At 43.2% G+C, this 19701-nt stretch carries 16 protein-coding genes; 10 read left to right on the forward strand and 6 right to left on the reverse strand.

The window, feature by feature from the left end:
• The first annotated feature begins 866 nt into the window (after positions 1-866).
• A complete protein-coding gene (locus ACP7AA_RS08075) occupies positions 867-1229 on the forward strand; it encodes a septal ring lytic transglycosylase RlpA family protein (RefSeq protein ID WP_201564246.1) in 363 nt (120 codons plus the stop codon).
• Positions 1230-1499: 270 nt separating this feature from the next.
• On the opposite strand, the gene ACP7AA_RS08080 is transcribed toward ACP7AA_RS08075, so the two are convergent.
• Positions 1500-3527, reverse strand: coding sequence for an ATP-binding cassette domain-containing protein (locus ACP7AA_RS08080; protein ID WP_426223195.1), 2028 nt, complete (start codon positions 3525-3527; stop codon positions 1500-1502).
• A 555-nt stretch (positions 3528-4082) separates the two neighbouring features.
• Between ACP7AA_RS08080 and erpA the strand changes: the two genes are divergently transcribed.
• The 8 genes from erpA to ACP7AA_RS08120 all read left to right on the forward strand — a co-directional run bounded on the left by erpA (position 4083) and on the right by ACP7AA_RS08120 (position 12747).
• The gene (gene erpA / locus ACP7AA_RS08085) at positions 4083-4463 is read left to right on the forward strand and encodes an iron-sulfur cluster insertion protein ErpA (RefSeq protein WP_149490319.1); all 381 of its coding nucleotides are present in this window, start codon (positions 4083-4085) and stop codon (positions 4461-4463) included.
• 394 nt (positions 4464-4857) lie between these two features.
• Positions 4858-6441: a glutamate--cysteine ligase gene (gshA, locus tag ACP7AA_RS08090; RefSeq protein ID WP_426223196.1), complete on the forward strand. Its 1584-nt coding sequence runs from the start codon at positions 4858-4860 to the stop codon at positions 6439-6441.
• A 53-nt stretch (positions 6442-6494) separates the two neighbouring features.
• Complete coding sequence (locus ACP7AA_RS08095; protein WP_201623961.1) at positions 6495-7016, forward strand: disulfide bond formation protein B; 522 nt, start codon at positions 6495-6497, stop codon at positions 7014-7016.
• Positions 7017-7493: 477 nt separating this feature from the next.
• Positions 7494-8117, forward strand: coding sequence for a copper resistance protein NlpE N-terminal domain-containing protein (locus ACP7AA_RS08100; protein WP_426223197.1), 624 nt, complete (start codon positions 7494-7496; stop codon positions 8115-8117).
• 169 nt (positions 8118-8286) lie between these two features.
• On the forward strand, positions 8287-9774 hold the full coding sequence (mpl, locus tag ACP7AA_RS08105) for a UDP-N-acetylmuramate:L-alanyl-gamma-D-glutamyl-meso-diaminopimelate ligase (RefSeq protein ID WP_426223198.1): 1488 nt from the start codon (positions 8287-8289) through the stop codon (positions 9772-9774).
• 476 nt (positions 9775-10250) lie between these two features.
• On the forward strand, positions 10251-10505 hold the full coding sequence (locus tag ACP7AA_RS08110) for a GlsB/YeaQ/YmgE family stress response membrane protein (protein ID WP_201564232.1): 255 nt from the start codon (positions 10251-10253) through the stop codon (positions 10503-10505).
• Positions 10506-10818: 313 nt separating this feature from the next.
• Positions 10819-11373, forward strand: coding sequence for a peptide deformylase (gene def, locus ACP7AA_RS08115; protein WP_201629540.1), 555 nt, complete (start codon positions 10819-10821; stop codon positions 11371-11373).
• 198 nt (positions 11374-11571) lie between these two features.
• Positions 11572-12747, forward strand: coding sequence for a type III PLP-dependent enzyme (locus ACP7AA_RS08120; RefSeq protein ID WP_426223282.1), 1176 nt, complete (start codon positions 11572-11574; stop codon positions 12745-12747).
• Positions 12748-12856: 109 nt separating this feature from the next.
• Here ACP7AA_RS08120 and ACP7AA_RS08125 read toward each other — a convergent pair whose 3' ends face one another.
• From ACP7AA_RS08125 to dnaJ, 3 genes are all read right to left on the reverse strand, one after another.
• Positions 12857-13801, reverse strand: a complete 945-nt coding sequence (locus tag ACP7AA_RS08125) for a hypothetical protein (RefSeq protein WP_426223199.1) — start codon at positions 13799-13801, stop codon at positions 12857-12859.
• 116 nt (positions 13802-13917) lie between these two features.
• Positions 13918-14748, reverse strand: coding sequence for a 4-hydroxy-tetrahydrodipicolinate reductase (gene dapB, locus ACP7AA_RS08130; protein WP_426223200.1), 831 nt, complete (start codon positions 14746-14748; stop codon positions 13918-13920).
• A gap of 166 nt (positions 14749-14914) precedes the next feature.
• Entirely contained in the window at positions 14915-16045 is a 1131-nt protein-coding gene (gene dnaJ / locus ACP7AA_RS08135; protein WP_426223201.1) for a molecular chaperone DnaJ, read from the reverse strand.
• A gap of 431 nt (positions 16046-16476) precedes the next feature.
• Between dnaJ and ACP7AA_RS08140 the strand changes: the two genes are divergently transcribed.
• Positions 16477-17130, forward strand: a complete 654-nt coding sequence (locus ACP7AA_RS08140; protein WP_201564222.1) for a DUF2939 domain-containing protein — start codon at positions 16477-16479, stop codon at positions 17128-17130.
• Positions 17131-17286: 156 nt separating this feature from the next.
• On the opposite strand, the gene ACP7AA_RS08145 is transcribed toward ACP7AA_RS08140, so the two are convergent.
• Positions 17287-18351 (reverse strand): disulfide isomerase DsbC N-terminal domain-containing protein, encoded by a 1065-nt coding sequence (locus ACP7AA_RS08145; RefSeq protein WP_426223202.1) that lies wholly within the window; start codon positions 18349-18351, stop codon positions 17287-17289.
• A gap of 496 nt (positions 18352-18847) precedes the next feature.
• Positions 18848-19552, reverse strand: a complete 705-nt coding sequence (locus ACP7AA_RS08150) for a pseudouridine synthase (RefSeq protein ID WP_201564218.1) — start codon at positions 19550-19552, stop codon at positions 18848-18850.
• Positions 19553-19701 lie beyond the last annotated feature (149 nt).

Below are 19701 nucleotides of genomic sequence, written 5' to 3' on the forward strand. Positions count from 1 at the left end.
GTTATTTTTCCTTCTTATAGTATTTATTACTGATCATTTACTTAATACATAATATGGGGGCAATGAATAAATATTTCATTTTTAGCATACGGCTGCACGACCCTCTCGTTTAGAAGCAATATAAGACAACACAGTACTTTGTTTGTCATGCTTAGCGCAAACCAAACTTGATGGCTATATGTGCATGTATATCTGTATGTCTATCTGCATATTGTTTTTGATTCATAAACCGTCACATTTACCATAGCATAGCTAAGTATGTGCTTGCCAAACTTTGCGCTCGCCTGCCTAAACATAAGAGCTATGTCAATCTTCTAGATGGTTAACTAATTACAAAGTAATTATTCTCACAAAACGCTAAATACTGTGATTTCTTCAGAAATAGTAAGAATATAGCAAGATTCTATTACATTATTTTCAATATTATCTCATTTTACTTTTTCAAATATTAAATTTATTAAATATAAGCCTTTAGCCCTTATATAGTGCATCTTTACGACAGTCCTAACTACGCAGGCAGAATTAGTTTTTATATTTACTGAAGCACTATAACCAATTTTTTTGATGTAAAAATTACTTTATCAGCACTGGCAGTGTTTATCTATTCACTTAACCTAATAAATAAGTTTCACAGAATTGGCCATATATACCAAGGTCTACAGGATTGGTAGCAAGACTCACTAGTGATTATAAAAACGTCTTCTACTGCTCTATTATGAGGTATTTGAACTGGGGCGTTTTTTACAGAGCCGTAAGAACGAAGTAAGCTCCTTATTGTAAAATACCCATATTATTCAAGCTGATAGGGGCATGGATAACATAGGCAAGAGTATCTGTCTATCTCATCAATAGAAAAAAGGTATTAAATGTCTTATTTAATCAAGTCTTTAGTCATCACTTTATCACTGCTGCTCAGTACCACCGTTTTTGCCGGTAACACCAGTTACTATGGTAGTAAGTTTCACGGCAAACGTACCGCAAGTGGCAGTATCTTCAATATGAACTCGCTAACCGCCGCGCATAAGACGCTGCCGTTTGGTACGAAGGTGCAAGTGACCAATAAAAAGACAAAGCAGAGCGTGATCGTAAAAATTACCGATAGAGGACCTTTTATTAGAGGTCGCATTTTGGATTTATCGAAAGCCGCTGCTGGTAAAATAAACTGTGAACTTTGTACCACCACCATGAAGATACTATCTTATGGTGATGGTAAATACCGTATGGAATAATGTAATAAAAAAGGGAGAGCTCACGCTCTCCCTTTTTTATGCTCGATGATTTTAAAACACTGGTTTGTATCGCTAAATAATTCTTCAGTAGCCTATAGAGTCAGTTTAAAATAAAAAGTTACGGCAGAAATAGTATTCTGCTGGTATAAATCTTCCTCGCTTGCTGTGCGGTTTGCCCTCCAGAGGCTACGGAAAATTCATACCAGCAGTGTGTACTTTTAAAATGAACCTACTACTTCAAAATAATTATATTTGCCAACTGACTGCCGCCTATTTAACAGCCGCTTCCATTTCTTCTAGCGTCGTCATCGCGAGCAATAATTTCTCTTCATTATCGCTATGCTGCTGTTGTAGAGCCGTCTGTTCATTGAGCAACACCAGCAAATCAGCCTTACGGCTTTCTTCATATAGCTCAGTATCAGCAAGCTTGGTCTCTAAACTGCCCAATTTATCCGTAATCTTAGCCAAGGCTTTTTCTGTGTCTTCAATCTCACGGCGAATAGGCGCGGTAAGTTTGCGTTGCTCAGCAGCCAATTTGCGTTGTTCTTCTTTGCTAAGCGCAGGCTGAGCAGCTTTTTCTGGGGCAGTAGCAGCTTTATTACTAATTTGATTACTAGCTAAACTGGTTTTTGTTTCACGTGAAACAAACTTCTTATTGTCCTTTTTGCTCTTTTTCTTACTATTGCTTTTATCGGGCGTATTTTCTTGCTTACGCTTTTCAGCAAGCCACTTACCATAGTCGCTGATATCACCATCAAACTCTTCGATTTGACCGTCATGGACCAAAAACAGCTCATCGCAAACGTTGGCAATCAGCTCGCGGTCATGCGATACCAGTACCACTGCTCCTTCAAAACCCTGTAAAGCGATGGTCAAAGCTTGACGCATTTGTAAGTCTAAATGGTTGGTTGGCTCATCGAGCACCAGCACGTTTGGACGTTGCCAGACGATTAATGCCAAGGTTAAACGTGCACGCTCGCCACCAGAAAACAGCTCGCTTGGCGTGTCGATACGCTCACCGCGAAAGTCAAAGCTGCCGAGGAACGAGCGCAACTCTGCATCAGAGGTTTTGCCCGCTAGGCGGCGTAGCATTTGCATCGGCGTTGCTGCTGCATCCAAAGCATCCATTTGATGCTGGTTAAAATAACCGAGCTTTAGGGTATCAGAAACGCGATAACTGCCTGATAAAATACCAAGCTCGCCGACCAAGGCTTTAATCAAGGTCGATTTACCAGCGCCATTCATCCCAAGCAAACCGATGCGCGTATCCGGCGTCACTTGGATATTGGCATTATGCAGTAGCGCGGTATCGGTATAACCAATATCGGCATTGCTCAGCTCAATCAAGGGCGAGCTCATATTTGCCGGCTCGTAAAAGCGGAATGAGAACGGGTTGTCCGCCATCATCGGTGACAGCTCCGCCATACGCTCAAGCTGCTTAATACGGCTTTGCGCCTGTTTGGCTTTACTGGCCTTGGCACGGAAGCGACGAATAAAGTCATCCAAATGCGCTTTGGTCGCTTGCTGCTTCTCAAACGCTTGCTGCTGCTGCGCCATACGCTCATGACGGGTACGAATAAACTGCTGATAATTACCGGTATAAAGGGTGATTTTTTGTTGTTCGACGTGCAAAATATGACCGACGGTGGCGTCCAAAAACGCTTGGTCATGCGAGATAACAATGACTAAACCACTAAAGGCATTAATCCACGTTTCAAGCCAAAGAATGGCATCCAAATCCAAATGGTTGGTTGGCTCATCAAGCAGCATTAAATCTGCGCGGCTCATCAAGGTTTTGGCAAGGTTTAAACGCATACGCCAACCACCAGAAAAGCCTTCGACGGGCAGCTCATGCTGGCTGGTATTAAAACCAAGACCTGCCATGATTTGTGCGGCTTTGGTCGGGGTACGGTAACCATCAATCTCATCAAACTGCTGATGCAATACGCCAATTTGGTCGTCACTGACGCTGCTCAAATCATTTAACGCCGCATTAATCTCATACCACTGCTCATCGCCACTTAAAACATAATCAATCGCCGTTTGGGTACTGGCGCCCACTTCCTGCGCCATGTGTGCCACATGCCAGCTATCAGGAATGCTGACCTCACCTTTATCAAGCGTCACTTCGGTATCACCGGTGCCCATACGCGTCAATAATAAGGCAAATAAGGTTGATTTGCCTGTGCCGTTATTGCCCGTTAAGCCAACTTTATGGCCCGGATGTAGCTGGAAGCTTGCCCCTGCAAACAACTCACGACCATCACGGCGAACACCAACGTCTTTAAATTCGATCATATAATTTCTTCATCTCAACAATAATGTAAAACTTAAGGCAATAAAAAACACACGTCTGGCATGTTTACTGGCGGCTATTATTTCAAACGCTTGCCGCATAGGCAAACAATTAAATAAGTATTTTAAATTCAAACCTTTATACTGCTAAAAACCGCTTGTTATGATAATGACGGGTAGGCTATTTAAAAGTTTGCAGTTTCAATCACTTTTTTGGTCGTGAACGCTGTTGTTACCCTTGACAAATCAATCATCAGCCCAATTATGCTATACTAGTAAAACACTATTGACATCATGCAGTTAAGTGCTAATAGCCATGATAGTATGGGCTTCAGCGTATGCCACCATGACAGCTCGATATGAGCGTCTAACGTCTTGTGCCAAATATGCCTACCCCAAACTATGAATGTCTATATGTCTAGTAGTGACCCAATCTCATTAATGTTACCGTAGCCTATGCGTATCAGCCGCTACGGATCAGTCGCCCTATCCTGTATAAATAGACGACCTCGCATCAATAAAAAACAATATCATTTGATTTTAGCAACTGAGGTAGATATGAACGAATCAGCCAACCAATTTAACCCAAGCTCAAGCCAACCCGTTGATCCAACTGTTTTAAACCTAACGGACAGTGCCGCACAAAAGGTGCGTCGTCTGCGTGAAGAAGAAGGTGACAGCAACCTGATGCTGCGTGTATATGTGACGGGTGGTGGCTGCTCAGGCTTCTCTTATGGTTTCAACTTTGCCAACGAGCTCAATGAGGACGATGCGAATTTTGATAATGACGATGTGACCCTAGTCGTCGATTCGCTGAGCTATCAGTATCTACAAGGCTCTACAGTTGACTATACCGAAGGCTTAGAAGGTGCGCGCTTTATCGTCACCAATCCGAACGCCACCACCACTTGTGGCTGTGGCTCATCGTTTTCTATCTAAATCACTGTTTTTTAAATCAATAATTTTTGAATCATTTTTCTTTATTTTATTAAGGCACCTATCTTATCGTTAGGTGCTTTTTAGTCTACCGCTTTATGAGTAATAGATAATATTAGACGGTTTGATATTGATAAAGCGGTCATGACGCACCATACAAGCTATGGGAAAGTAAAGCCCAAGAAGTACAACCGACCCTCTTTATCTTAGGTTTTTGCGGCTATTTTATCGCCAGTTTTTGCATTAAAACTGTTCGAATTGAACGCTGGCAAAGCTTACTGTATTTGTAATTGCACGTGGTTTTTAGGGTCGCTTTGGGCTAAACTGACGTGATTCTCTAACCCCTTTTTGCGGTCGGACCGCCTGTGTTTCGACCGAACATAACTAATAACAACAGATGACTATTATGAGTAATTTTGCGAGCAGCTTTGTCGATTTTGAAATTCCAAACTGGTTTGACAGTCAGCACCTAGCGGGTATGCTCCGCGGTATCGAAAAAGAAGGGCTGCGTGTCAAACCTGATGGTTATTTGGCACAAACGCCGCATCCGACTAAGCTTGGCTCCAAACTTACCCATCCGTTTATCACCACGGATTATTCAGAAAGCCTGCTTGAGCTTATCACTGACCCCAAGACCTCGCCAAAAGAAACCTTAAACATGCTGCGCCAACTGCATTTATTGGTCTATCAAGGTATGCCTGAAGGTGAGCTGATGTGGCCACTATCGATGCCGTGTATGCTGTCGTCCAATGATGAAGATATCCCACTGGCCGATTATGGCAGCTCTAATACCGGTAAGCTGAAAACGCTATATCGTAGTGGACTTGGTATTCGTTATGGTCGCCGTATGCAGACGATTGCTGGTTTACATTATAACCTATCGTTTGGCGATGATTTATTTGCCGCGTGGCAAGCGCAAACGCCAACCGCACAAGACCTGACCCTGACAGAATTTAGAAACGATAAGTATCTGGGATTGATTCGTAACTTTAAACGTCTGACCAGTTTGGTGCTGTATTTATTGGGTGCAAGTCCCAGTGTCTGCCCTTGCTTTGTTTCAGGGGTTGAGCATGACCTTGAGCTGCTCAATGATTCGACCTATTATAAGCCGACTGCGACCAGCCTACGTATGGGTAAGCTCGGTTATACCAACAGCGTGCAAGAACATCTCGATATCCGCTATAACAATTTACCCGAGTATATCAAGGGGCTACGCCGCGCGATTCAAACCCCGCATGCAAGCTTTGAGAAACTGGGCTTAAATGATGCCGATGGCAATCCGATTCAAATCAATGATCATATTCTACAAATAGAAAATGAATACTATAGCCCTATTCGCCCAAAACAAATCGCCGAAAGTGGCGAGAGCCCAACCGAAGCGCTTGAGCGTCGCGGGATTGCTTACGTTGAGTTTCGCGCCATTGACCTTGACCCTTATAGCGATATTGGTATTCGCTTATCTAGCGCCTGCTTTTTAGAAGTGATGGCGCTATATTGCTTACTGAGTGATTCCCCAGAGCTGCTGCCTGCAGAAGAAGAAGCCTTGGCTGTTAATCTTGAGCGCGTGGTCAATGAAGGTCGCCGTGAAAACTTACAGATTATTAATAACGGCGCTGAGCAAACTCTTGAAAGCTGGATGCTCACCCATTTAAGCCGTATGCAGCCATTGGCAGCCCTGCTTGATGCACATTATGGTGGTAATGACTATCGTGCGGCGGTTGCGTTGATGCAAGGTAAAGCAGGACACTCTGAGTCAACCATCTCAGCGCAAGTTAACTCTGATAGTAAGCATTTGGGCAGTTTATGGCAGCTTGGCTTTACTTTAGCGCAGCAGCATCGTGAGTCGTTATTACAGCAGACTTTGAGTCCAAACACGCAAGCCAAATATGAAGTACTTGCCGAAAAATCTATCTTGCAGCAAGCGGAGCTTGAAGCAGCTGAAACTGAAGATTTTATGGACTTTTTACAGCAATATCGCTAAATTTTTATAATTTTACCTTTCATCAATAAGCACTTTATAAGAGTATGCGCCCCATGCGACAGCTGACCACTTACCGTAATCTGCAAGTGTTTTTAGTGATAATGACCGTAATAGGCATGAGTTTTGCGTTGTTTTTTTTGCAGCGTTATATGGGGTTTTCGCCTTGTCCGCTGTGTATCTTTCAGCGTATTGGGCTGATGGTGATGGGCGGCTTTGCGCTCATCGCGGCGGTATTTAATCCAAAATCAATGGTGACACGCTTGCTACTATGGCTGGGTAGCTTGGCAGGTATTGGCTGGGCCGCGATAGTAGCAGGGCGTCATGTCTGGCTACAGCATCTACCGGCTGACCAAGTGCCGTCATGTGGCCCAGGTTTAGATTACTGGCTCGATACCCTACCTATGCAGCAGGTACTAAAAGAAGTGTTTGCCGGTTCTGGTGAATGTGCTTCTATCGACTGGACGTTTATGGGGCTGAGTATCCCAGAGCAATCTTTGATTTTATTTAGTATTTTGATATTAACGCATGTGCTTATATTGTGGCGCATTGTTCGTCCTGCGCGTCCTGTGCGCTAGAGTACTCATAAGCCATTTTGCTATTTGCTTTAATGAATAACCAACTAAAACCGTCATGCTTAATTACACTGACGGTTTTTATTTTTGCGCTTTTTTTGTATCTTATTTTGCAGCTGATAAAGGTATTTATTCGCCCTTATGATTATAGAGTTCACCTAAAGAGCCTCCTTAGTCACTTTTACGCTTTGATATCTTTGCAGGGTTTATTTACCCTATTGGAATAAAGGGCGGCTTTATAACGCTTTAATCGTATATAGAAAGTATTTATCGTACGGTTTTTGTGGCGCCTAAATGCGCTACTATTTATCTACTCGCTTACTCTTCTCACATAAATTAACGAAGTCAAGGTCGCACACTTTAGCTATTGCCGTTAAGCTTGTTTTTCTTATCTTCTTTGATTTCTCTCAAAGCTTTAGCTCATTTATTATACTGATAGCGTCTGGCCATACTATTTAAAAAACTGTTTTTGGTAATACTATGATAACTTTTTGGTCTACTTCCTTCTCTGCTGTTACGACTATCAGACGCTGTATGCGCCCATTATTGGCGTTACCCGTCTGTTTGCTGCTCATGAGCTGTGACAGTGCGTCCTCATCTACCAATAATAAAACGACGCAAGGTGCGCCGATTAACGCTACGCAGCAAGCTGAGGTGCCAAACGATGAGTCTCAAAAGAGCAGTGCGAACAAGGTAGCAGATAAGGCAAATAGCGAAGAAGGCACCTCGCTTATTGCGGCGGCCAATATAAATGATAATGCTCGTCGTACGCCGATGATTTCTGCATCAAATAACGAAAGCACGCTACAGGCAACCTTAATGGGTGATTATGGCGGCATCGTGCCATGCGAATCTTGCGCTAATATCGATATTATCCTAAACCTGTTTTCTGATGGCTCCGTACTAAAAACCAGTATCTTTAATCACGCAGAACCTGCGCGCGCGCCTTTATTAGAATCTGGCGTCTATCGCCAAGATGACGATATGATTACGATTGTTTATGAGAGAAAAAATATTGAAACCTATCATATCAAAGACAACCTTTTGATTAAGTTAGACGCAGATAAAAATCCTGATGATGACTATAGCTTGGCGCGCAAATAAACGTGTCAATGGATAAGCACATAACGCCTACTTGCTAGGCGTTTTTTATTGGTCATCTTCTGGTGTTTACTTTACAATAAGCCTTTGTCTATTGAGCTGTCTGCTGCACTAATATGTGTTGCCTAATATTCAAGCTCAATTCCCTTTTTCAAGCTCGTACGGAACGTCTATGCATATTCATATTCTTGGTATTTGTGGTACTTTTATGGGCTCGCTGGCATTATTGGCACGCGCGCTCGGGCATACGGTCACAGGCTCTGATGCCAATGTTTATCCACCGATGTCCACCCAACTTGAAAATGCAGGCGTCACGATTGCCGAAGGCTATTTGGTAGAACATTTGCAGCCAGCGCCTGATTTGGTGGTGGTTGGTAATGCGATGAAACGTGGCATGGATGTCATCGAGTATATGCTAGATAGCGGCCTGCGCTACACCTCAGGCCCACAATTTTTATCCGAGCAAGTATTGCAATCTCGCCACGTCATCGCGGTAGCAGGTACCCATGGTAAGACCACAACGACGACCATGCTGGCATGGATACTACATTATGCAGGTATTGATGTAGGGTTCTTGATTGGCGGCGTACCATTGGTCGATACCACTGATGCGCACTTACAGCAAGTCTTTTCCCATAGCAGCTACTTGGGCGCTGAAAAAAATAATGATGACGCAGAAAAAACAGGCTACTTTGTTATCGAAGCCGATGAGTACGATTCGGCATTTTTTGATAAGCGCTCAAAGTTCGTCCATTATCGTCCGCGTACGGCGATTTTAAATAACCTTGAATTTGACCATGCCGATATTTTCGCTGACCTAAACGCCATCCAAACCCAGTTTCACCATATGGTGCGCATGATTCCAAGCACGGGCAAAATTATTATGCCAGCGGCGACTATCAGTTTAGAAGACACCTTGGCAAAAGGTGTTTGGACACCGATTTGGCGTACTGCCGTGCTGGATTCAGCGGCAGATAATACCAATACAGAAGAGCAGGCGTTAAAAAATAACAGCGACTGGCAAGCTGAGCTTATCAGCGCCGATGGCGGTCAATTCAATATTAGTTTCACGGCTGATAAAGAAGCTAAAGCGCTCGTCAATTGGTCAATGAGCGGTATTCATAACGTCAATAATGCCTTGGTTGCGGTCGCCGCCGCTTATAACGTTGGTGTTGATGTCAAAACCGCGTGCGCTGCATTGTCAGCCTTTGCCGGTATCAAACGCCGCATGGAGCTGATTGGCGATGTAAATGACATCTTGGTATTTGATGATTTTGCCCATCATCCGACCGCCATTACCACCACCTTAGATGGTGCAAAAAAGAAACTGGCAGACAGACGCATTTGGGCGATTATTGAGCCGCGCAGCAACACTATGAAAATGGGCATTCATCAAGACAGCTTGGCTGAGTCCGCTGCCCTCGCCGACCATACTTTATGGTATGAGCCGACGGGACTTGAATGGGGCTTAAGAGAAGTCATTGAAAATGCCAATATGGTAAATCCAAATATGGGTAACCAACAGGTACTTTCTAGCGTCGATACTATTATTGAGCATATCCGCACTCATGCCAAAGCGGGCGATGCTATTGTGATTATGTCCAATGGTGGTTTTGAGGGCATCCATCAGCGTCTATTGACAGCACTACGCACCCAATAAGACTTGGTCGAAAAACTAAGCATATTAACAATGCTTAAAAGCGTGGTTCGTTAAATGAGCCGCGCTTTTTTTATGTCTAATAATCTACAATAAAAATCCTACCTCGCTTCTATCACTTCTATCACTTCTATCACTTCTATCACTTCTATCGCTTAATTTTCCCTAACTTGTCCCCCTAACCTGCCTATGTTACTGCGTTCCATTAAATAAAACCTCCCTCTTAGAACGCTGTACATTAGCACTACTAACTATTAAGTCTGTTAGCGACTTTACTACCTTTGTAACCTACTGTTTACCTATCTCATCTGCTTAATAGCAAATATGGCTTTTTCCTCACATAGCCCGTACACAGATAACATTTTGTCCTTACTTTTTGGTTTCAGGAATGACTACAATGAATTCATTAAAAGAAAGCAATATAAATAAGTAACACATTATAAATGACAACATAAATGGCAACATATTAGGAGAATAAAATGAGCTTTATTTGGATGATTATTGTAGGTCTGGTCGCAGGTTTATTGGCACGTGCTATCAAGCCAGGTAGCGACCCTATGGGTTGGATTATGACCATCGTTTTGGGTATCGTTGGTGCGATGCTGGGTGGTTTTGTTGCAGGCTTAATCGGTATCAACGCTGATGGCGGCTTTATCGGTCTTATCTTCTCAGTAATCGGTGCGATTATCTTACTGTTTATCTATGAGATGATTATGAGTAAGCGTAACGTATAATATTATTTTAGTTTTGATGTATTTCAATTTAAATGGATTTTAATTTAGATGTCAGCTGACTTAGCTACCAATTTAATTGAACATTTAACAGGCTCCATCGTAAAGAAATAATAAAGAAAAGGTCCTGCTCTATGCAGGACCTTTTTTATGGCGCGAGTTTTATTTTTTATATTCTGTCTTAACGATTAATCATAAGTTTTGCTTATGTTATCAAACAAGGATATAAAGCGTCGTGTATTGATAAGCATTACTTTTGTCCCCATTTATCTTATAATATCAGACCTATTTTATCTTTATCATTGAGGTGAGCCCTATGGCGTTACTCCCTATTTTAAGTTATCCCGACCCGCGCTTGCGCACGATTGCCAAGCCTGTCAAGGAAGTCACGGCTGAAATCAAAACCTTAATCGCCGATATGATTGAGACGATGTATGATGCCCAAGGTATTGGTTTGGCAGCAAGCCAAGTCGATCGCCATATTCAGCTTATCGTGATGGATTTATCTGAAGATAAAGACAGCCCAAGGGTATTTATTAATCCTAAAGTCACGCCATTGGTAGAAGAAAAGCAGCCGTACGAAGAGGGTTGTTTGTCGGTACCTGAAGTCTATGATAAGGTTGAGCGTCCGAATAAAGTGCGTATCGAAGCCTTAGATGAGAATGGCAATAAGATTGATGAAGAAGTCGAAGGCTTACTTGCCGTTTGCATTCAACATGAAATGGACCACTTAAATGGGGTTATCTTCGTCGATTATTTATCGCGTCTTAAGCAAACGCGTGCGCGTGATAAAGTCCGTAAAGTGCTTAAAATACGTGAAAAACAGGGTGAGCAAATCGCGGATAAACAGCCGCAAACGACCAGCTCTTAATTTATTCATTTTTTAAGCCGTGTTTGCTGTTATTTTATTATCATTAAGAAATATCGTTAATAAAGTACGATTGTTATTAAGCTTTATTAATGACAAGACTTATGATGATAAGCTTATGACGTTGATATTGGCTTTTACTCTCTGACGTTTTTATTCTCTGACATCTAGTGTCTTCATTAAAGGTTTCCAACCATGACCATGATCAAAATTGACCAATATTTTGACCCTGCCGGCTGGCAGAAATTCACCAAAGCTGCCGAAGGTCGCGAAACCCCGTTCTTGGTCGTCGACCTTAGCCGTATTAAAACCAAATATGCGGAAATGGTCGGTTTTTTCCCGAAAGCGAAAATTCATTATGCAATGAAGGCAAGTCCTGCGGTTGAAGTGATTAACTTGCTTGCTGAGCTTGGTTCAAACTTTGACTGTGCGTCAATCTACGAGCTTGATCGCGTGCTCGATTGCGGCGTTGAGCCATCACGTATCTCTTATGGCAATACCATTAAAAAAGCGCAGCATGTGAAGTATGCTTTTGAGAAAGGCATTGATTTATATGCGACTGACTCAGAAGCGGATTTAAAAAATATCGCTAAGCACGCGCCTGGTTCAAGAATCTTTGTACGTATTTTAGTACAAGGGTCTGAAACCGCTGAATGGCCGCTATCACGTAAATTTGGTTGCCATCCAAATATGGCAATTGACCTGTTGATTCAAGCGCGCGATTTAGGCTTAGTGCCGTATGGCATCTCGTTCCACGTCGGTAGCCAGCAAAAAGACGTTGCTGCTTGGGATGATGCGCTTGCCAAGGTCAAATATATGTTTGATTGGATGAAGAACGAAGAAGGCATTAAGCTACAATTGATTAATTTGGGTGGCGGCTTTCCAGCGAACTATATCAGCGAAGTCAATCCGGTAAAAGTCTACGCGGAAGAGATTACCCGTTATCTGACCGATGATTATAATGAAGATGAGATGCCTGATATTATTTTGGAACCCGGTCGTTCATTGGTTGGTGGTTCGGGTGTATTGGTCAGTGATGTGGTACTTATCTCACGTAAATCGGATACGGATTTGACGCGTTGGGTCTATACCGATGTGGGCTTATTTCAAGGCTTAATCGAGACTTTGGGTGAAGCTATCAAATATCCTGTCTATACGCCTAAAATGGAAACGTCAACCAGCGAAGGTACGGTTGTATTAGCCGGTCCAACTTGTGACTCAACCGATATCATGTATGAAGAAGCCGGTTATCAGTTGCCAGAAGAGCTTGAGATTGGCGATAAAATCTTTTGGTTAACCACGGGCGCGTATACCAACTCGTATTCGTCGGTTGAGTTCAATGGTTTCCCGCCGTTAGAAGTGGTTTATATTGATTAGTTTTTAAACAATCAATGTCAATAAAAAAGTGCGGTACTGTGATAAGCAGTGCCGCGCTTTTTTATGTCTATTTTAATATGTCCAGCGAGGTGGCATTAGTAAATACTAGCTATTGTACTAAGAGCGAGATAGGCACACTATTGCTGCTAATAACTCGGTTACTGCCATAACCTGAGCTTTGGCTTTGATTATTTTGTGAGATTTTTCCAATATTAACCCACTGTCCGCGTGGTACGATGATGGTGCTATGTAATCTTTGCCCTTGCACGCTATTATTATAACCATAGCGATTATAAGAAGGATTAGCGCGCACGAGCTGCTCTTCTACTTGGGATAATGTTACTTCAACTTGCCCATTTGGCAATAGCCTTGGCGTAACGGCAATCCCTTGCGTTGTTGGTAATAATACTTGCTGCTGAATAACAATTTGTCCTGACGGGCCATGATAAATCGGATAGGCTGGATAATTTGGATAACTATTAGCAATATAGGTTTGATTCAGCGAATACAGCGTGCCTGTGCTGATACTTGCTGCACTGCCAGACAGCGTTTGTACTTGATATAAATTATTGCCTTGTTGCTGACTGCTACGTTGGTTAATTACGCCTGTGCCTTGAATACCGCGATTGCTAATAATGACCTGACCTTGCTGGATATTACCTTGGGATTGACTACTATTACCGACACGTACTGCAACGGTCAACGCTTGTGGTTGACCATCAATTTGGCTAAGTAATTGTTGTACGGCTTGATAATTAGCAGTAGTGGTATGCAATACTAATTTATCTTGATAAGTCGACACAGTGCCGCCGTCGCGACTGGCATTTAACTGCTGACGAACGGCTGGTAATAACGCCTCACCGCCATAGGTATGAATGACATAGGTTTGATAAGCAGCTGCTTGTACGACTATTGGCAATATAGTTAAACTTAGGGTAAATGCTATCGGGAGCGCATAACTTATGGTTTTGGCCGTTTTGATATTTTTAACAGTGTTAAGTATAGTCACTGTGCGACCAAAACGCGCTATTAGATTTTCACTAAACTTATTCATAATCGACCTCTAGCAATAGTTAAACGCTATCAAAAGCCATATCAAGCAGCCATTAGGCAACAAGCAAAAAAACTTAGTCATTCGAATCTTTCTGGTTTAAAACCTACATTTAGAAACTAGTCATTTAATCCTAAAACATCTTGCATATTATATTGACCAACTTCCTGCTTAATAACCCAAGTAGCCGCACGTACCGCACCAGCGGCAAAGGTCATACGCGCACGCGCACGGTGGGTAATTTCAACCACTTCACCATCTGCAATAAACATCACGGTATGATCGCCGATGATTTCACCGCCACGTATCGCATGAATACCAATCGTACCGGCTTTACGCTCGCCGGTCTGCCCTTCGCGGCCATAAACGGCAACGTCCTTTAGGTTTTGCCCGCGCGCTTCTGCGACCGCTTCTGCCATCATATAAGCAGTACCCGATGGCGCATCGATTTTATGCTTATGATGGGCTTCGATGACTTCTACATCAGCATCACTGCCAAAGGCTTTCGCCGCCATACCGAGCAATTTTAAGGACAGATTGACGCCTGTTGAATAATTACCGGCATAGACGATAGCGATTTGCTTACTTGCTTCTGTTAGCACCTGCTCTTGCTGCTCATTAAAGCCTGTGGTGCCGATGACCATCGCAACCTTATTTGCTGCGCAGATTTGCATATTTTGTTCGGTCGCATCAGGCAAGCTAAAATCAATCAGCACATCAATGTCATTAATAACGGCTTTTAAATCATCGACAATCTGCACATCTAGACGACCAATCGCTGCGACTTCGCCAGCGTCGGCACCGACAAGGCTTGAACCTTGACGTTCAATCGCCGCGTTTAGTGTTGTTTGCGGGTTTTCCTGTACCGCTTCGATAAGCATACGCCCCATACGCCCACCAGCACCAATAACGCCGACGTTAATGCTTTGTTTATTTTCTTGCTGAGTCATATAACTACCCTAGATATTCTATTTTTGATAGATTGGTTTTTAAATTTATGAGGTTAAGTTTAACAAATATAATGTATAAATGGTTTTTTATAGCATCAACAAAAAGGCCTATTGTTTCACGTGAAACAATAGGCCTTAAAATTACATAAACGGTTAAACTTAGCTATCAATCAAATAAATCGCCAATCTTTTTAAAGAATGATTTTTTATGTGGTGACTGCTGATGCTTGCTATCGCCATCAAGTGTATCTTGGAATTGACGTAACAAGTCTTTTTGCTCGCGAGTCAGGTTCACTGGCGTTTCGATAACCACACGGCAAATCAAATCACCTTTCATCGTCGTGCGCACTGGTGTCACCCCTTTACCGCGTACACGCAACAATTTACCACTTTGCGTACCTTCGGCAACCTTGATTTTGACCTTGCCATCTAAGGTTGGGATTTCAACTTCTTTACCGAGTGCCGCATCAGTGATACTCACTGGCACGTCCATATAGAGGTCGGCGCCTTGACGGGTAAAGACATCATGCGGTTTCACGCGTACTTCGACGTATAAATCGCCGTTTTGTACACCAGCACCACCTGCTTCGCCTTCACCTGCTAGACGGACGCGGTCACCATCATCGACGCCCGCTGGAATAGACACTTCAAGCGTACGTGATTTGTCCTTAACGCCATTACCATGACAGTCAGAGCAAGGATTTTTAATCTGTTTACCAGAGCCGCCACACTGTGGGCACGCTTGCTGTACGGCAAAGAAGCCTTGCTGCATACGTACTTGACCTTGACCATGACAGGTCTGACAAGTGACGATATCAGAGGCATCTTTGGCGCCCTTACCATCACAAGTATCACAAGGCGCAGGAGCCGTAAAGCTGATTTCTTTTTTGCAGCCACGTACCGCTTCTTCTAGGGTTAGCTCAATGACATAACGCAGGTCTGAGCCGCGACGTGAACGTCCACCGCCGCCACGCGACTGACCAAAGATATCGCCAAAGTTGCCAAAGATATCGCCAAAGATATCTTGGAAATTGCCACCGCCGCCGCCGAAACCACCACCGCCCATGCCGTTTTCAAACGCAGCATGACCCATACGGTCATAAGCTGAGCGTTTTTCTTCGTTGCTCAGTACTTCATAAGCCATCGATGCTTCTTTGAATTTATCCTCAGAATCAGGATCTTCAGAGTTACGGTCTGGATGGTATTTCATGGCCAGCTTGCGGTAGGCTCGCTTAATTTCCTTGCTATCAGCAGTCTTACTGACACCTAATACTTCATAAAAATCGCGCTTACTCATGGGCTCTCCTATCGTCTTCACAGTCCACCGGTCGGTCGATTCATCAACCCGAGTCAATCACCCTACTTATCATTCTACCTACACTCGCACTAAAAGGTTTCACATGAAACACAGCGAAATACGTGGCGGCAAAGAGGATGGTTTATAAATCTTGCAAGCGAATACGGCGGGATGCTGCTTAGCCAAATCAATTTATTAAAAGTTTGCGCTATTTATGGAGATGCCAACATGATTTATCAAGCGCTTGGATACTGAAATTCTGACTTATGAGGTTTTAAGCCTGCTAAAAAAGGTTTTATTAAGAATTGAGCAAAGGTTTTTATACCTTTATAAAGGCCGGACATGCTAATATTTAGCGCCATATTGATGGGGTTTTAAATCCTATTTTTGAGATTTACCGCCATTGCGTTTGCGCTAAGGTAGCAATTTTTATGAAAAAGCTGATTGTTTTATTAATTGTCATTGCAGTCGCTGTTTATGGCGGCTCGCCTTACTATAGCGCTTATCAGCTGAAAAACGCCTATGATGCTAAAGATGGCGCGACTATCGCGGCGGCGATTGATTATGAACAGGTACGTCCAAGTATCCAAAATCAGCTGACCAGCCAGTTTGCGCTAACCATGACCAAATATCCACTGGTTGCGGAACTTGGCGGCGCGCCATTAACGGAAGCGGCCAATGGCTTTATCACCCAAGCAGTCGATGGCGCCATTACCCCGCAAAATATCGAAAAACTGATTAATACCCAAGGTCAGGCCAATACCGCGACCAAGGAGCTTGCCGCCGCATGGGCAATCGCCAGTAATCAAGTCGATTTAAAGAACCTGATTCAAAACTTAATCATCAATCGCGGCGACGTTAATGCAGTCGTCAAAAACCAGATGCAGCAAATCATGCAAAAGCAAGCGGCGGAACTGGAGCAACAAGCAGCGCAAGGTACGGATAGCGATAAGCCAACACTGAGCTATTGCGGTATTAATTGCTTTACTATCAGCGGTCAGGTTAAAGGTTATCCGCTTACTATCGAGATGCAGCGAGATGGTTTGATAAATTGGCAAATCGTTGATATCGTCTTGCCGCAATAGCTGTTGCTGCAATAGCTGTCACTGAGATAGACGGATAGAATCAATCATTAAGCGCAATAAAAAAACTGCCCTATGAGCTAAGTTCATAAGGCAGTTTTTTTATGAGTTATTTTTATTAAAGACTTTATCTCATAGACTTAAAATAGTTAACACTAACTACTCTACGCCCAAAAACTCTAAAAACTCAGGGCTCTCAAAGCTTGCTTGATACAACACGCCATCTTCACGATAAATAGCAGGCGTCGCCATTACCGCAAGCCCTGCCGCTTTTTCACGGTTAGGAGTCACATAATCGACGTTACAACTTGCTGGCGCAGCGGTCATCTCTCCCTTTAACATTGCCTTATCAAAAGCACTGCGACGACTGTCTTCATTGCCCTGACACCAGATAGCGCGCATCTGCTTAGGCGACTGCTCATATATCGGATAACCGATGGTTTTTACCGTCACACCTTTGGCATTAAGCATGGGCAGCTGTTGATGCAAGCGGCGGCAGTATGGACAATTGACGTCATTGGCCACATAAATGACCGCTTTTTCAGGGCCGGTCGCTGGATAATTAATCAGCTGGCTATCATCTAAAGTCGCAAATACCGATTGATTTTTACGCTTTTCAAACTCTTGATCGAGCCCGATAAACTGACCGTTTTCAATCACGGATATCTCACCATCGGTAATATACTGCGCATCATCTGATAATAAAAAAGGCACGCCTTCTAACGTTGCGCCCCAAATGACACCCGGTACGGCGGTATAAAAGAACGGCGTCTTGGCACTCATGTTTTTTAGCGCATCCATATTGGCGAGGATGGCAGATTTGACGCTGGCGCTAACCGGTTTACCAACTTGTGCACTGCTACTACGCGCTGGCGTTTTGGTCACTACCCGTTTGCTTGGGTTCTTTTGCAGCTCGCCTTGAATGACATATTTGCCATCTCCGGTAATATGTAGCGGCGGCTGTCCTGCCAAATTCACCTGATACATATTGGGCAATTTAGATACTACGATAGAGGTAACTTGCGTTTTGATACCAGCTTTAGTCAGCAGTTGGCGTAATTGACTATCGACAGACTTGGTTATACTGCCAGCCGCTTGGGCGGTCTGAGGCGCTTGGCTGGTATTTTTCTTGATAGCGTCAGTGGCGCTTGGCTGCGCACAAGCGGTGGTCGTCAGCAATATGGCGCTGATTAAGCTGGCAGATTTTAATACAGGTAATTTCACAGAGACAGTCCTATTGGTTTTTAATAATAGTTGTGTTTAATAGTAAGGATTTTCAAATTCACCTTATTAATAAAGACAACCATATTATGTAAAAACATAGATTAAAAATAATAAACAGACTGTAGCACATGGGATGATTTTGCAAAGCCTTAAGCCGTCAATTTTGCAAAACTGCTACTGAGCTTTAAGAGATAGGCAACACAGACAGCTGGCAGAAATAACCACGGCAAACGATAAGCAGAAAAAAGCAGCACACTTTTCAGTGGCTGCTGATTTTGGAAAAATATGTTAATAGCTTATTCTAGGGCGTGTCCTCAATTCAATCGATAGACATCTATATGGTCTAAAAATGGCTAAATTTTGCCAAAATTCGTCAAATAGCTGGGTAATATCCCGATATTAACTGCACTATTTTCCTTGTTTGGCTACAATTTATCTCATTTTTATCACCATTTTTAAAATGAGGACACGCCCTAAGGTTTAGCAAAGCTTAAATTTAGAATTTAGCCACTTCTTCTGGTGTTAGGAAACGACTGTCGCCTTTATCCAAACCGTCTAAAGTGATATGCCCAATACTGGCGCGATGCAGCTCGGTGACTCTGTTGCCAAAGTAACCCATCATACGTTTTACTTGATGGTATTTACCCTGCTCTAAGGTTAAACGCGCATGGGTTTCATCAATAAATTCAAGAATCGCAGGCTTGGTTTCTTCGTGCTCGCCTTCTAATAAGATACCTTCAGCCACTTCTTTAACAGCATTGGCTTGAGCGTCGCTATCCATTGCTTCAGCTAAGGTCAGCTCATAAATTTTGGCATGTTCATGTTTAGGGCTGGTGACACGGTGCAACCATTTGCCATCATCACTGATTAACAACGCACCCGTGGTATCGACATCGAGACGACCCGCGATACGTAAGCTGCCAAGCTCTGGTACGGCAATCAGCTCAGTGACGATAGGATGTTCTTTAACCTTTAAGGTACATTCAAAGCCTTCAGGCTTATGCAGGAGGATATAACGATTGCCAGCCGCAACTGACAATGGCTCGCCTGCCCACATCACTTCGTCGTTGACGATATCGACGTGTAACCCCGGGTCTTTGACCACAGTGTCATTTACCGTCACTTCACCGGCGTGCAGAATCTTTTTTGATTCTTTACGCGACAGCTCAGTGGCTTTACTAAGAAATTTATCTAGACGCATACTATTTACTACCATCCGTTTTATGTGACCCACCCTAAATCAGAAGCCAACGTCATTAGCATTCAAGCGTGACCTGCTCGTTATCTTCACTGGTTAGAAATGGTACTATAATAAAAAATTAATGAACACTGTGCCAAATACGGACAACA

This window comes from Psychrobacter sp. DWR1-2-3 (assembly GCF_049896465.1).
In the GTDB taxonomy this organism is placed as follows: Bacteria; Pseudomonadota; Gammaproteobacteria; order Pseudomonadales; family Moraxellaceae; genus Psychrobacter; species Psychrobacter maritimus.